13 protein-coding genes are annotated in these 15,084 nt (G+C 34.1%); all 13 read right to left on the reverse strand.

Annotated elements, in window-relative coordinates; all coding sequences use genetic code 11:
* Positions 1-218 precede the first annotated feature (218 nt).
* The 13 genes from glnA to IGL37_RS08895 all read right to left on the reverse strand — a co-directional run bounded on the left by glnA (position 219) and on the right by IGL37_RS08895 (position 14,939).
* A complete protein-coding gene (gene glnA, locus IGL37_RS08835) occupies positions 219-1,559 on the reverse strand; it encodes a type I glutamate--ammonia ligase (RefSeq protein ID WP_002356929.1) in 1,341 nt (446 codons plus the stop codon).
* 42 nt (positions 1,560-1,601) lie between these two features.
* Positions 1,602-1,985, reverse strand: coding sequence for a MerR family transcriptional regulator (locus IGL37_RS08840; protein WP_002388239.1), 384 nt, complete (start codon positions 1,983-1,985; stop codon positions 1,602-1,604).
* 202 nt (positions 1,986-2,187) lie between these two features.
* Positions 2,188-3,429, reverse strand: coding sequence for a GTPase HflX (gene hflX / locus IGL37_RS08845; protein WP_002362092.1), 1,242 nt, complete (start codon positions 3,427-3,429; stop codon positions 2,188-2,190).
* A 3-nt stretch (positions 3,430-3,432) separates the two neighbouring features.
* A complete protein-coding gene (miaA, locus tag IGL37_RS08850) occupies positions 3,433-4,362 on the reverse strand; it encodes a tRNA (adenosine(37)-N6)-dimethylallyltransferase MiaA (RefSeq protein WP_002362093.1) in 930 nt (309 codons plus the stop codon).
* On the reverse strand, positions 4,363-5,109 hold the full coding sequence (locus tag IGL37_RS08855) for a glycerophosphodiester phosphodiesterase (RefSeq protein WP_033917890.1): 747 nt from the start codon (positions 5,107-5,109) through the stop codon (positions 4,363-4,365).
* Positions 5,110-5,217: 108 nt separating this feature from the next.
* Positions 5,218-7,029 carry a DUF3329 domain-containing protein gene (locus tag IGL37_RS08860; protein ID WP_010709663.1) on the reverse strand — a complete coding sequence of 604 codons (1,812 nt, stop codon included), beginning with the start codon at positions 7,027-7,029 and terminating at the stop codon, positions 5,218-5,220.
* The gene (locus tag IGL37_RS08865) at positions 7,026-7,991 is read right to left on the reverse strand and encodes a GDP-mannose 4,6-dehydratase (protein ID WP_025193537.1); all 966 of its coding nucleotides are present in this window, start codon (positions 7,989-7,991) and stop codon (positions 7,026-7,028) included. Before IGL37_RS08865 ends, IGL37_RS08860 begins: the two co-directional genes overlap by 4 nt.
* Before the next feature lie 40 nt (positions 7,992-8,031).
* On the reverse strand, positions 8,032-9,447 hold the full coding sequence (locus IGL37_RS08870) for a lipopolysaccharide biosynthesis protein (RefSeq protein WP_430598776.1): 1,416 nt from the start codon (positions 9,445-9,447) through the stop codon (positions 8,032-8,034).
* Between the two features lie 75 nt (positions 9,448-9,522).
* A complete protein-coding gene (locus IGL37_RS08875) occupies positions 9,523-10,740 on the reverse strand; it encodes a CDP-glycerol glycerophosphotransferase family protein (RefSeq protein WP_010709665.1) in 1,218 nt (405 codons plus the stop codon).
* A gap of 1 nt (position 10,741) precedes the next feature.
* On the reverse strand, positions 10,742-12,148 hold the full coding sequence (locus tag IGL37_RS08880) for an O-antigen ligase family protein (RefSeq protein WP_223302463.1): 1,407 nt from the start codon (positions 12,146-12,148) through the stop codon (positions 10,742-10,744).
* Between the two features lie 32 nt (positions 12,149-12,180).
* Complete coding sequence (locus IGL37_RS08885; RefSeq protein ID WP_010708829.1) at positions 12,181-13,161, reverse strand: glycosyltransferase family 2 protein; 981 nt, start codon at positions 13,159-13,161, stop codon at positions 12,181-12,183.
* A gap of 1 nt (position 13,162) precedes the next feature.
* Positions 13,163-14,221: an NAD-dependent epimerase/dehydratase family protein gene (locus tag IGL37_RS08890; RefSeq protein WP_002378507.1), complete on the reverse strand. Its 1,059-nt coding sequence runs from the start codon at positions 14,219-14,221 to the stop codon at positions 13,163-13,165.
* Between the two features lie 13 nt (positions 14,222-14,234).
* Positions 14,235-14,939, reverse strand: coding sequence for an IspD/TarI family cytidylyltransferase (locus IGL37_RS08895; protein WP_002378508.1), 705 nt, complete (start codon positions 14,937-14,939; stop codon positions 14,235-14,237).
* Positions 14,940-15,084 lie beyond the last annotated feature (145 nt).

Genomic DNA, 15,084 nt, shown 5'->3' on the forward strand with positions numbered 1-15,084 from the left:
AAAGATTTTGTCAATTTTTTTGCTTAAAAATAAAAGAGAAATTGAGAGAAAAACCACTTTATCCCCTATAAACAAACTATTTCACTGAATTAAAATTACTTTATTTTGTGAAATAGAAATTATCTATTCATTCACAAACTAAAGAACGAAAGAGGAAGATAAGCGTTTCGACTTATCTTCCTCTTTCTAAACATTAAGATTATTAAAAGTAACGGCTTTTAGTACAACTCCAAATATTGTTCTCTTTCCCATTCAGAAACGGTTTGACGGAAGGCTGCCCATTCCATTCGTTTCGCTTCTACAAAATTGGCAAAAATATGACGACCTAATGCATCAATCATTACTTGATCTTTACGTAATTCTTTGATGGCATTGTGTAAGGTTGATGGCAAATCTTCAATTTGTGCATGTTGACGTTCTTCCTCATTCATCACATAAATGTTACGATCAACTGCTGGCGGTGGTGTAAGTTCATTACGAATACCATCCAAACCTGCTTGTAATAAGACAGCCATTGTTAAATACGGATTCGCTGAAGGATCGACAGAACGTAACTCTAAACGAGTCGATAAACCACGAGATTCAGGAACTCGAATGAGTGGTGAACGATTTCTGCCGCTCCAAGCTACATAAACAGGTGCTTCATAACCTGGGACCAAGCGTTTATAAGAGTTCACTGTTGGGTTACATACCGCAGTATAGGCACGGGCATGTTTTAATAAACCACCTAAGAAATGATACGCAGTTTGGCTTAAGCCCATCTCTCCTGACTCGTCATAAAAAACATTACCTTCTTCATTAAATAATGACATATTGCAGTGCATGCCAGAACCATTAATTCCAAACAAAGGTTTTGGCATAAATGTTGCATGCAAGCCATGTTTGCGCGCAATAGTTTTCACAACTAATTTGAATGTTTGAATATTGTCACAAGCATCAACTACATCAGCATATTTAAAGTCAATTTCATGTTGACCAGGTGCTACTTCATGATGCGAAGCTTCCACTTCAAAGCCTAAACTTTCTAACTCTAAAACAATATCACGGCGACAATTTTCACCTAAATCGGTTGGCGCAAAATCAAAATAGCCACCTTTATCATTCAAATCAGTGGTAATTTCACCATTCTCATCTAATTTAAATAGGAAAAATTCTGGTTCTGGTCCTAAGTTAAAAGAAGTAAAGCCTAATTCTTTCATATCTGCTAAGGCGCGTTTTAAATTACCGCGGGGATCTCCGGCAAAAGGGGTACCATCAGGATTGTAAATATCACAAATTAAGCGCGCAACTTTTCCATGGTCGCTTTCCCACGGAAAAATCATCCATGTAGATAGATCAGGGTATAAATACATGTCACTTTCTTCGATACGAACGAATCCTTCGATGGATGACCCATCAAACATCATTTTATTATCTAATACTTTATCTAGCTGACTCACAGGAACTTCAACATTTTTAATTGTTCCCATAATGTCGGTAAACATTAGTCGTAAAAAACGTACGTTTTCCTCTTCTGCAATATGTTTAATCTCTTCTGCCGTTTTGGCTTTTCTTGTCATCGGTCTGATCCCCATCCTTCATTTTTATTGGCTGCTGAAACGTTAAAGCCTTGGTACATTCGATTGGAACGGATTTTGCTGAGTAAGTCCTCCTTGCGAAAGGATTTCGTCGTATAAAATCTGACGAACATCTGCATCGGTTAACGGACGAGTTGCCTCGGCGGTGTTTTTTTGTTCCTCTAATTTCATTTCATACACACGCTTAATCCCTGCCATGTTCAATCCATCAGATAAATAATCTTTAATTTCTAACAAAACATCAATATCATTTAAAGAATACATGCGTCGGTTGCCCTCACTACGTTCTGGATGAATCAATCCCTGTTCTTCATAGTAGCGAATTTGTCGAGCGGTCAAATCCGTTAGTTTCATAACTGTACCAATTGGAAAAACAGACATGGAACGGCGTAACTCTTTTTCTCTCATCTCCATCCTCCTCTCTTAGTTATTTCTTAGAATAACAATAGAATGACAAATTGTCAAGAACTTATGTTAGATTTTCTGACATAAAACAAAAAACCTGATAAATATGGACTTCCCCATCTTTTCATGGCTGATTTTCTCCTGCTAACCAAAAAAATAGAAATGATTTGTTTTTACAAATCATTTCTAATCAACTTACCATTTTTTATTCTTTTTCGGATTCAGCCAACCATTTAGACTCTTTTTTCGCAAAGCCTTTCACGATATACCGATTTTCATTTTCAGCATATTCTTCTGAAATCATTAGTGTCATCCGGCGAAGTTCACTTAATAGTTGTCCATCAGTTGGGCTAATTTCTAATTGATAAGGCTCGAGTAATTCCATCATTTGGGCACGGATAGCTTGAACCAGTCGTTCTTTATCTTCAGAAATTTTAGTTGAGATCAATACATTGGGAAATAAGGTTGGGACAAATTCTTTGCTGTCCACTTGATCTCTTTTATTATAAACCGTCAAGCACGGAATATTTTCCAACGCTAATTCTTTCATCAATGTTTGAACTGTGCGTTCATGTTGTAACCGATCTGGCGCACTTGCATCCACCACATGGAGCAGTAAATCCATCGTCCGGCTTTCTTCCAATGTCGACTGAAAGGCTTCAATCAGCTGTGTTGGTAAATCTTGAATGAAGCCAACCGTATCTGTCAGAGTAACTTCCATGCCTTGAGGCAATTGCCATTTTTTAGTTAAAGGATCTAACGTTGCAAACAATTGATCCTCTGAATAAGTTCCTGCTGTTGTCAACATGTTGAGAATGGTTGATTTGCCAGCATTGGTATAACCAATCAAGCCAATTTGAAATAGTTCTGAATTTTGTCTTTTCTGGCGGCTTCGTTCACGATGAGCAGTGACTTCTTTTAACTCACGACGGATGCCTAAGATTTTATTCCGAATGTGTCGGCGGTCCGACTCTAATTTCGTTTCACCAGGCCCGCGTGTCCCAATACCTCCTCCAAGTCGTGACAACTGTTTTCCTTGCCCAGCCAAGCGAGGCAATAAATAATCCAATTGTGCTAATTCAACTTGTAACTTTCCTTCTTTGGAGCGCGCACGCAAAGCAAAGATATCCAAAATTAATTGTACACGATCAATTACTCGCACAGCTAACGCTTCAGATAACAGTTGATTTTGACGCGGTGTGAGCTCATGATTAAAAATCACAAGATCCGCTTCATAGGCATCTGTTAATTGAATTAATTCTTCCAATTTCCCCTTACCGATTACGGTTTGTCGATCAACTTGTGGTCGTTTTTGCGTTAAAACAAACACCACTTCTCCATTAGCGGTTTCCGTTAAATTCGCCAGTTCTTCCATTGATGCAGAAAATGTCTGATAATTTTTTTCCGTCTCAACTCCTACTAGAATCACTTTTTCATGAGTGGTCATCGCCTACTCACTCTCCTTCTGTTGTAGCCATTCCGCTACTTCTTTTTCCAACTTGGGCAAATCTGTTGGCTGCTGAACCAAATCCCACCAATGCGCAGCCATTCGATTTCTAAACCAAGTCAATTGACGTTTGGCATATCGCCGCGATTGCTGTTTGACTGTTTCAACCGCCATCTCTAATGATTGTTCACCGGAAAAATACGGGAAAAATTCTTTATAGCCAATACCTTGAGCTGCTTGTGCATGTGGTTGCTGAAACATCTGTTTTGCTTCTTCCAACAGTCCTTCTGTCATCATTTGATCCACCCGCTGATTAATACGCTCATACAATAAAGCGCGATCTGTTTCCAAACCTAATAAATAATAATCATAGAGACGAGCTGGTTTTTCCTTCGGGGTCAAAATACTATAACCGGTTTTATCAAAGACCTCTAACGCACGAATGACTTTTTTGCGATTATTAAAATGGATGCTGTCAGCCGCTAGAGGATCCTTTTGTTGTAATAACTGCCATAAGGCTTGATTCCCTTTTTCTTCCGCAAATAAATTATACGTTTCTCTAATTTCAGGCGAGTCATCTATCTCACGACTTCCTAGTTGAAAATCATAAAGGAGTGATTGAATATACAAACCTGTTCCTCCAACGATAATTGGTAGTTTCCCTTTTTCAGTAATTTCTTTGATTTTTTGACGACCCTCTTTCTGAAAATCAGCGGCAGAATATGTTTCGCTGACTTCACGGCAATCAATTAAATAGTGAGGAATTCCTTCTTTTTCTGTTTCTGTGACTTTAGCGGTGCCAATGTCTAACGAGCGATAAACTTGCATGGAGTCACCGCTAATAATTTCACCATTAAATTTTTTTGCTAAAGCAATACTTAATGCTGTTTTCCCCACCGCAGTGGGTCCTACAATAACTAATACTTTCTCCAATTATGTTTCTCCTTCTTCTTGCCAATTTTGACGAGCAAATTTTGCTTCCTCAGGAAAATCTGTATGAACGCCTGCCAATTTTAGCTGAAAACAATTTTCCATTTCTTCCATCCGATTAACAGTCCACGGCCGCAGCGGTTTGCCAATTGCGATAAGTTCTTTTTCATGAGCCAACACCCAAGACATTTTTGGATGTAAACTATCGACAAGCGCGAATGCCGGTCCCGCTTGACTTAAATCCTCTGCAGATTCATAAATAAAGGCAATTTCTGTCTTAGGATCAGCTTTTTTTAATTTAACTAAACTTGGAAAATAAAAACTGGAATATAAATAACGAAACGGCCAGTTTTTTTGCTTCATTTGTTGGACGACTTTTTTCTCAATTCCTTCATAATGGATAATATCCGTTTTAAGTTCAATATTCAAAAAACCATTGAATTGTTCTTCTTCAAGACAATTTAAAACATCTTCCAATGTTGGAACACATTGAACAGAAGGATTTTTCTGAAACCAGCTTCCAGCATCTAGTTGTTTTAATTCGTTTAATGTTAACTGTTGGATTTCACCATGACCATCTGTCGTACGATCCACCGTTTCATCGTGCATAACGATTAAATAACCATCTTTAGAAAGGTGAACATCTAATTCAATTCCTTCAGCACCAACACGAACAGCCTCTCTGAAAGCAATACACGTATTTTCAGGATGGGTGCCTTTACTTCCTCGATGTGCAATAATATCTGTCATGCTCTCACTCCAATCTTGTTTATTGTACCATTGGAGTGAGGTGGGTTCAAATAATGTAGAAAAAAGAAGCCTCTCACAAATGAGTGGCTTCTTTTTAATATATAACAACTAACGCATTCCTGGAGCATTTTTTTCTGTAATATCAAAATTTACCGAATCAATAACTTTGTTAGTATTATTATCAATAATCACAAAGTTCAAACCTTTTTTATTTCTAGACATTTCTGTATCATTTATTTTTACAGAAGCGAATGTTTGATTTTCATAATTAGTATAACTTGAGAATACATCATAATTTAAAGCTTCAAATTTACCAGATAGTCTCGATAATTCTGCATTTGTTTCAACTGTTTTATTGTCTTTTGAAATCACTGCACTTAAAGTCCATGCATTGTTACCTTCGAATTTTACGCCTAGCCCCAAGTCTTTTAAAAGCGACTCTTCCGCTTGTGAAAGATAGACTTGATTACCATAACCACTTAATAAAATAGTATATTGCGTATCAATTAATTTTTGTAAATAATCATTAAGATTAAAAATATTCATCAACTCTGGGTTTCCATTTCTATATATATTGTCCCAATCTTTTTCTGAAACACTTCGCACAGACTCCAAGCCATAATATTTTGCAACAGAACGATTAACTTGTGCATCTGAATTAGTTTTTACATGCGATAAATGATTAGAATAAGCTGAATATTTTGTTGTATTACTATATGATATATCTGGAAACACAGGATTGATATTTCCTTTTTTCTCTTGCTCAACTAAATAACTATATTGTTTTGTCAAATCCAATTTTGACAAGAATATATCACTTACACCAACCATTACGTTCATGAAGAATGTACATGCCAAAATCACATACAAAACACTGTAAATTGGAGAAAACCTGATATTTACTTTATAATTTGGCAGTGACATAGAAAAAGCGATAATCAAGAATAATACAGCCCCATAGTATGAACGTCCATAAGTTAATGCCGTTGGAGAGATGGCTAAAACTAGCATAGTAGCCATTCCAGAAACAAAATAAACAACACTTAGGTATACTCTTTTTTTATCTTGACTAATATAAGTATATAAAACAAGCAACAAAATCAGTATAACTAAAAATAATGATAAATTTTCTTTCATTTGTTCAAATATTGTAATGATTCCTGTCATGGCCTTTCTTGGTAAAGACCAAGTACTTCTAGCAAAATAAGTAGCGCGAATCTTATTTCCTGGTGCTAAAGCCATTAACGCCAAACCTATAGCATTACCAGCAACACCCGTGAACATCCATAAAGAAAGCTTTCGTTTTGTATAAAACTGCCAGCCAAGATACCCTAAAACGATAAGCAAAGCTCCTCCAGAGGTATTTTCATTACACCAACCAGCCAAAATTCCTAAAGCAAACATCAAAAAAATCATTAATTTTGTTTTCGTAAAGACGTGTTCTTCAATGATTTCTCTATGATACACATAAAGGAACGAAAGAATAATTAAACTTCCCCAAAGATAATTAGCTGAGCCTGTCTCCCACAAAAACACTTCTCCAAAGGCTGGGGTAAACAACCAAAATAGCACTTGAATAATAATAAATCTAAATGAATTATACTTTTCATCTTGCTTTTGTAAAGTAAGTCTATAAACTAAATATGTTACTATTGTGTATGCCAAAGCGTTAAAAACATTAAAAATTCCTTTTGGTAACAATAAAAATATTCTTGCAATTATATGGACCACTGAACGTCCGGTCCATGTCATGTATTGATTGTATTCATCTATCAGTATTGTCATCCAACTTTTCGTTTTATAAAGGTATTCGTAGTCATCTGCAAGTAATGGTGTTAAATTATTTAAAGTAAGCATCACCAAAAATGTAATAATAATTGAGCATATAAATATCTTCTTTTTATTTAATTTAACTTTCATCTCTGCTTACCTTCCGCTTTTAATTCATAATTAACATATTTATCCAAACCAGATTGAATACTATATTTCGGTTCATAACCAATGGTACGTAATTTAGATATATCCGCTAAGGAATCTTTGATGTCCCCAGCTCGTGCTTCTTTGTATTCAACTGGCAAAGTGACTTTCATAATATCATTTAAAGAAGATATTAACTCATTTAAATCGGTTGCTTTCCCTGTTCCGACATTATATACTTCCCCAAGTGATTGGTCAGAATGAGCGACAAGATTCAACGCTTGAACCACGTCCTCAACAAAGACAAAATCACGAGATTGTTTTCCATCACCAAAGATATTGAATGTCACTTCTTGATTGGCTAATAAGCGTTTGTAAGAGTCCATCACAATCGAAATAACGCCAGAATAAGGTGAATTAGGATTTTGGTTTGGCCCATAAACGTTAAAGAAGCGAACAGCGCTTGTTGGAACATCATATAAATGACAATAGTTTAACACATATTTTTCAGAAGCAAATTTATCCACCGCATAAGGTGTTAATGGACGAATTACTGATTCTTCCTGTTTTGGTAAAGTTGGCTCATCGCCGTAAACCGCTGCAGAAGAAGCAAACACCAAACGTTTTAAATCTTTCTGGTATTTCCGAATTAATTCCAGTAATTGTAACACACTCTCAAAATTCACTTGGTGTGTTTCCACTGGACGCGCTACTGAATCTGCTACGCTAGCAATCGCGGCTAAGTGAAAAATGTAATCGAACTGATACTCTCGCAGTACTTTTTCCATTAATTGTTGATCAGTCACGCTACCTTCAATAAACGTGATATTTTCAGATGCGTTTAAATTTTCAGTTTGGCCCATTGATAAATCATCAATGACCACAACTTGATTGTCTTTACTATAATAATTTGCTAAGGTTGAGCCGATAAAGCCGGCGCCGCCTGTGATTAGGAATGTTTCCACTTTACTCCCCACTTTCAATCAAACATTTATAAATTAACTATTAATCTTTTTTCTTTTTAGAGTACATAAATTTTTTAATTGTTTCAAACAAACCTTTGACTATTTCTAAATTCACAACTAATAAAATAAACAAACAAACGGCCTGTAAAACCATTAATACTGATCCATTAAATAAGAAAATTAATAAAATTTGAACACTTAAAACAACATGATTAGCAATTAAATTCATAAAGTTTATTTTTACAGTAATAAACTTACTTGTATCATAAATTCGAATCATCCACCCCACAAACAAGCTAATCATCGAAGCCAAACCAACACCTATCAACCCAAAAAGAGAGATAAAAATATAATTTAAAATGATACTTAAAACACCTGAAACAATTGAAGTATTCATTAATCCTTTTGTCTTTTTCTCGGCAATATAAAACTGACCATAGAAACCAATGAATCCGGAATAGATAGCGGAAACTAGTAGAAACGGGGTAACTTGCCAACTAATAAAATATGAACTCTGCACTAAATTAGCTAATAACCATTTTAAAATAACCATAATTGAAGATGCCGTAAGAAACAGAAGAAAACTATAATACTTGAATATATTTGCATGAAATTCTCCTCGTGTTTCAGAATCTCGTTCATCAACTAAAGAGATTTGCCAAGCTTGAGAAAATACAGACTGCATCATCGAAATAATTGAAGGTATTTTATTTGCAACGGCATAAATACCATTAGCACTAACCCCTAAGAAATAAAGGATAAAGTAACGGCTAGCACTATTAACAAACCACCATAATACATCATTAGGAATTGTCGGAATAGAAAACCATAGCATTTCTTTCATGAACGATTTACTGATTAACTTAACAGAAAAATCCTTGAAATATGGAGTCGTTATAGTCAAGTAAATTAATGAAACTATTTCAGCTAAAATAAGCGAAATCAAGTACCCATTTAGTCCCATTTTTAAAACAACTAGAAAATAAATATTTAGCAAGCCAATCGCTAAAGTTTTAATCATTCCATTAAAAGCAAATACGCGTACTTGACCATTACCTCGAGCAAATTGTGCAATAATTTGAGTAAATACTTGAAATGCCAATAAAAACAAAAATGCCAATAAAATTTTGTCAAAAGCCTTTGTCGCTGCCAACAACGGATAGCATACGGCAGTCAGCAAAATTCCTATTAATGCAATAACTGTAGCATTAGTAACAACAGATTTTTTATCTACTTCCTTGTCTAAAGCGAATCGCAAAACTGCAACAGAAATGCCACCAGAAACAATTGGAATCATTAAACTAACTGTTGTTGTTACTAAATCTACTTGACCATATTCTTTTGTCGTTAAATAGTAAGTGTACAATGGTACTAAAACAAAAGAGATTAATTTACTTCCTAGGTTCCCCACTGCAAATATAAATGAATTTCCTACTAATTTTTTATATTTACTCATAACGGTACTCTACGACCTTTCGGAATGAATTTAAACTTTTTAAATATATCATTTTTTACTATACCTCATATATTATTACTTGGACATCTCTTCCAATAATCGATCACCCAATGATTGACTTGCATGACCAGATTCTGAAATACCTAATCTATCTTTAAACGCTGTCACTTTCGTTAGATAATCATCCATGTTGAAAGTTTTGACACTTTCAATAAATCCACCTTGATTAAACGTTACTGGGAACGGCAAATCTATTAAGTCCATTACTAACCCACGATTTTTTTTATATTTTTCATAATCATAAGCATAAATAAAACACTTCTTATTAGAAACTAAAGCCTCACCAATAGTAGATGAATAATCTGTTACGAGCGTATCCGTTGCACATAATAACTCTTGCATATCATTATAGCTTGATGCATCAATAATATTAGGATTCTTCAGGTTTCCTAATATCAATTCCTTATTTTCCGTATCATTTGGATGCAGGCGAACAAATAGCACATATTCTTCTTTAAACTTCTCTGAAAATGTTTTTCTTATTTCTTCTAAAAATAAAGCATTAACTTCCACTAATTGTCCCGCTCTGAACGTTGGCGCGTATAATATAATACGTTTTTTCATTGATAAATCGTAGTAGTTGTATACTTTTTTTATAATTGCTGGATCATTGTTTACGATAATGTCATTTCTAGGAACTCCCTCTCTGAATATTTCTCCATCATACCAGAACATCTTTCCAATATCTTTAAATAAACTAGAACTTTCAAATACCAGTAAATCACACATTTTAGAATCTTTTTTTGCTAATTTTACATATCTTGGTTTTAATTTTTCAGCAGCATTATTTTCAATTCTCTTTAATCCAAAACCAGCATGCCACGTTTGCAAATAAAATTGATTTTTTCTTTTTGGCGGATAAAAACTTTTTCTAGAGTTATCTATCCAAATTTTTGCAGTAAAGAGTTCTATCAATGCTTTTACAGATTTGTTTTTCACCAATCTAATTTCTTTTGGAAATAGATTAGCTTGTGTTTTCAGCACTTCAGGTTTACATAACCAGACTATTTCTAAATCACTACGCTTTGATAAAAGATATTCACAAATATATTTAGGGTTATCTCCATATCCTTTTCCAAAGTAACTTGAGACAACTATTTTATTTTTATTAATTGGTCTCATTAGCAAAAAAGGATAGCAGCAATAAAATACTGCATACCTTCCTACTCTAAGAAAAAGACTTTTGAAAACAAACAATAGTCTAGATAGCTTTGACTCAACTTGATTAATCATACTATTCCCTCTTGTCTTCAATCTTATTTACTTCATCAAAATCACCTAAAATTTTACCTAGTAAAAACCAGAATAAAAAGGCACCTGAGATATTTACCAAAATCATTTCATTATGGAAAAAGCCTGAAAAAGCTAGAGCGAACACACCACAAATACAATAAAAAATTCTGCTAGACAAGAAATTAGTAATCGGTTTAAATAAATACTTTATTACTCTAACAACTTTACCTAAAAGAAATACTACAAAAGTAATTCCTCCTAAAATTCCTGTAGATGCTAAAGTATTTAAATAAGCATTATGGACTGAAAAATTTCGTTGAGCAATATACGTATTAGGTAAAATATCTTGTGCGTAAGCAATCATGTTTTTCGGTGAAGTTCCGAATAACCAACTTGATTGAAATATCTCTATAGCACTTTTCCATATTGTAAAACGCAAGTTTGAAACATCAGTACTCTTAGCAACATCTGGTCTGGTCAAGTCAACTCTTCCTTCAAGCTTTCCAGATACTTCTTTCTTGTCAAAAAACTGTGGAAAATAAGACCAACCTGCTTTAATTAATTTTGTTATTAAATATACAGCTCCAATGACTACCAAGCCGCTAAAAATAGAAATCAATACAGAAATAAATAGATTAACTTCTTTTTTCATTTGGTATTGATACATCCCAAAGAAAACAAAAACAAATGTCGTCATTAATAAAGTGATCAGTCCATTTCTAGAACCAGACAAAATAATATAACTCACATTTAAAAAGATTGACAAAATAATTCCCGATAGTAACCACTTGTTAGTATATTTTTTGCTAAATAGATAATATAAACTTAAAAAAATTGTAACGACACACATGACAGAAGCATAATTAGGATCTGAAAAGACACCGAACAGTCTTCCTTCTAACATTCCTATCCTTAATGGATTCACTCGACTTAACTGAATAGAATAATGATACTGTGTTAGAAACATCCCAAGTGATACAATTACCAACATTGTCCATACTGTAATTAATAAACTACTTATTATTGATAATAAGGTATCAGTATTTTTCTTACTTGCACTAATTCCGTTGTCATAAATAATAAAGAAATACAAAGCTTCCCAAATGATAAATTTTAAATTCCCAAAAATACCATATTTTATATTGACAATACTGGATATAAGCATAATAACCATGAAGAAAAGAAGCAATGGATCATACGTCCAACGATTTTTTTTCAATATCCTTGTGAAAAAATCAGCAGCTAAGACAATGGCTCCGAAAAGAGCTAGCATTGAAAATAATACATTATCAATTTTAGAAGGCAATAAACTATAGGCTCCTACAGCTCTAGCCATTAATAGCAAAAATAAACCAATAATAAAAATATCTTTCCCTTTTTGAAGAAAATAGCTTTCTTTTGTATCCATAAAATTCATTCTTCTCCTGACGTATCTATTGTTTAATCATTTTTTTTAGTTAAATGATTATATTTAAATTTTGCTAATGCATTGTAACAAGAATCATTGACTCTTAATGCTAGCATTGATAATTTGCGACCTTTAGTGAACACGTGATTTTTCATCACGAAAGTGAAATTTGAGTATAAGAATCTCTTTATTGATTCTCTCTGCTCATTAAAATTCTTTTCATTACTAATTGCCATCTTATCTAGGACATCAAAATATGCCCAGCAAATCCTTCTATGAACAGACTCAGCTAGTTCAGGATAACTGTTGTCTACTAAAACTCCATTGTGTTCCCATGCTTCAATAACATCAAAATTTTTCTCCGAAAAAGACAAACCAGTAATACTATCAGCTCTACGATAGTAATAGTATTTTTGTTCTGTATTCGTAACAATTTTTTGGCATTGTAAAAGTAATTCTATAATGATAAATGCATCTTCCACAATTTTTCCTTTTGGATATCTAACTTTATTGAAAAGTTCTTTTTTATATAGCTTATTAACAGCATAAGCATATACATCTGTACTATCAAGAACTGCTTGAATTGCCTCATTTTGAGACAAAATTTTTATCTCTTTTTTATCCGTTAGTCGAGATTCTCTGTTTTCATAAACATCAATCATCCCAACAGTAGCTAATTCTGCTTCATAAGTTACTATCTGATTATACAACGTTTCATACATATCATCCGCAATGTAATCATCACTATCTACGAAACCTAAATACTCACCTGTCGCTATCTCAATTCCAGCATTGCGAGCATCGCTTAGTCCACCATTTTCTTTATGGATAACTTTTACCCGTTGATCTTGTTCAGCAAACTGATCACACATTGCTCCAGAACTGTCTGGAGAGCCATCGTCCACCAGAATTAATTCAAAGTCAGTAAACGTTTGAGCTAAAATAGAGCGTACACATTTTTCTAAATATTTTTCTACATTGTATACAGGAACAATAATACTAATTTTGGGCATATCAATTTCCGCTACCTTCTAAAATTTTAATTGTATGTTTTAATGGTTCTTCCATACTGTCGTACAGTGGCCGCCAACCTAATGCATAGATTTTTTGATTGTCTAGTAGTGCTTTTGTTGCTTTAGAAAACCCTTGTTTTTCTTGGGCGGTGGCTTCTCCATGAATCACTTTTGTTCCAGCCACATTGGCTAATGTTTCCGCAAAAGTACGTAACGTAATATCGCAATGTTCGTTTGAAACATTGTAAGCTTCCCCTTTTTGCCCTTTAACTAATAAAAACAGAAGAGCAGATACAATATCTGCAACATATGCATAAGAATATAGTTGGGTCCCTGCACTTTTTAACACAATGTTTTCTTTATGGACTGCATTCATAATAAATTGAGAAGAAGCTTTACTATCCGAAAGTAACATCGTAGGCCCGAAAGTACGACTAATTCTTGGAATAACAACATCAATACCATATTTCTGAATATAGGCTTGACATAATGATTCACTTGCTCTTTTTCCTTCGGGATAACCGGCCCGTAGCGTGTTACAGTCAATATAGCCGCAATAGTCTTCCGTAAATTTATCAAGATCTCCACGATTTTCTCCATAGATTTCAACAGTTGATAAAAATAACACTTTTTCACTATTCGCTTTGACCGCATAATCTAAAATATGCTGCGTACCAGCAATATTGGTCATAATCGTTCCAATTGGATCACTGGCATATGATTTAGGATGTGTATTACTAGCACAATGCAACACATAGTCACAAGCTTCTGCTATCTGAATTTCTTCTGTGACATCTCCGATAACTATATGGAATAACGGATCTTCTAGATAACTAGTAAATCGCTCTTCTAAACGCGACAATGTTCGTCCCATCGCCCAGATCGAAATATTCGCATTTCTCGTTTTATTTTGGTACATAAGCACATCAATTAAAAAGGTCCCAATCATGCCTGAAGCACCAGTTATAAAAACAGATTTATTAGTTACTTTCGTCCAATCTGGTGTCTTCTCTAAAACTCGTTCAACGTCTGATAAATAATTATCGTCTGTAAATAACATGGTATCCCCTCCACTACTCTTCTTTCATTTTCAAGAAGCCTTTAAATAACTGTAAGTCATCTTGTGTGGTTAACTTAATGTTTTTATCTGAGCCTAAAGCAAAATACAATGTTTCGCCTAAATCCACCATCATAGTATTCGTATATGACGATTCAGAAATACCAATATTCTCACGGAATGCTTTTTCGTAAGCCCAAGTTAATTTTTCAAATTTATAGGCTTGTGGCGTTGACACGCGACGTAATGTTTCACGATTAATATATTGTCGAGTTGTTTCCTCAGTTTCTTTTACAAAAATTTGTTCATTATATGGCAACGAAGTCACTGCATTGCCGTATTCTTGACACTTAACAATTACATCAGATAAAACTAATTCATCAACTAATGGACGAATTCCGTCATGGATAACAATAGTATCTTCTGGGTTTGAATGTTCTTTTAAGAAATTAACCCCATTGTTAATTGATTCTTGACCAGAATTTCCCCCTGGGATAATCCATTGTAATTTGTCAATATGGTACTCTTTTGCATAGGCATCTAGTGTTTGTTCCCAACCTTTTTTACACACAACTAAGATTCGATCAATGAGTGGATGCTTTTGAAAAGATTCCAATGTGTAAATAATGATTGGCTTTTCCTCTACCATAATAAATTGTTTAGGAATCTCCTGCCCCATTCGTTTACCGACCCCACCGGCAATAATTAAAGCTGTAATCATTTGATACAAAATCCTTTCTCTAACTAGTCAACAACTAGTTTTATTTCAATTTTGTTTAACTTATATATTCATCAACACAGCCAAAACTGCATTCAATCTTTTACATTTTCTCATAACTATCAGTAAGTTTCAATAATTTATCGTA

Origin of the sequence: Enterococcus sp. AZ119, assembly GCF_050546175.1 — a bacterium.
GTDB lineage: Bacteria > Bacillota > Bacilli > Lactobacillales > Enterococcaceae > Enterococcus > Enterococcus faecalis.

What these genes read in the sequence shown, in the direction of transcription:
- IGL37_RS08885 (WP_010708829.1), bottom strand. Translation starts at nt 13,161, where the DNA reads ATGCCCAAAATTAGTATTATTGTTCCTGTATACAATGTAGAAAAATAT.
- glnA (WP_002356929.1), bottom strand. Translation starts at nt 1,559, where the DNA reads ATGACAAGAAAAGCCAAAACGGCAGAAGAGATTAAACATATTGCAGAA.
- IGL37_RS08870 (WP_430598776.1), bottom strand. Translation starts at nt 9,447, where the DNA reads ATGAGTAAATATAAAAAATTAGTAGGAAATTCATTTATATTTGCAGTG.
- IGL37_RS08890 (WP_002378507.1), bottom strand. Translation starts at nt 14,221, where the DNA reads ATGTTATTTACAGACGATAATTATTTATCAGACGTTGAACGAGTTTTA.
- IGL37_RS08880 (WP_223302463.1), bottom strand. Translation starts at nt 12,148, where the DNA reads ATGGATACAAAAGAAAGCTATTTTCTTCAAAAAGGGAAAGATATTTTT.
- hflX (WP_002362092.1), bottom strand. Translation starts at nt 3,429, where the DNA reads ATGACCACTCATGAAAAAGTGATTCTAGTAGGAGTTGAGACGGAAAAA.
- IGL37_RS08895 (WP_002378508.1), bottom strand. Translation starts at nt 14,939, where the DNA reads ATGATTACAGCTTTAATTATTGCCGGTGGGGTCGGTAAACGAATGGGG.
- IGL37_RS08875 (WP_010709665.1), bottom strand. Translation starts at nt 10,740, where the DNA reads ATGATTAATCAAGTTGAGTCAAAGCTATCTAGACTATTGTTTGTTTTC.
- IGL37_RS08855 (WP_033917890.1), bottom strand. Translation starts at nt 5,109, where the DNA reads ATGACAGATATTATTGCACATCGAGGAAGTAAAGGCACCCATCCTGAA.
- IGL37_RS08840 (WP_002388239.1), bottom strand. Translation starts at nt 1,985, where the DNA reads ATGAGAGAAAAAGAGTTACGCCGTTCCATGTCTGTTTTTCCAATTGGT.
- IGL37_RS08860 (WP_010709663.1), bottom strand. Translation starts at nt 7,029, where the DNA reads ATGAAAGTTAAATTAAATAAAAAGAAGATATTTATATGCTCAATTATT.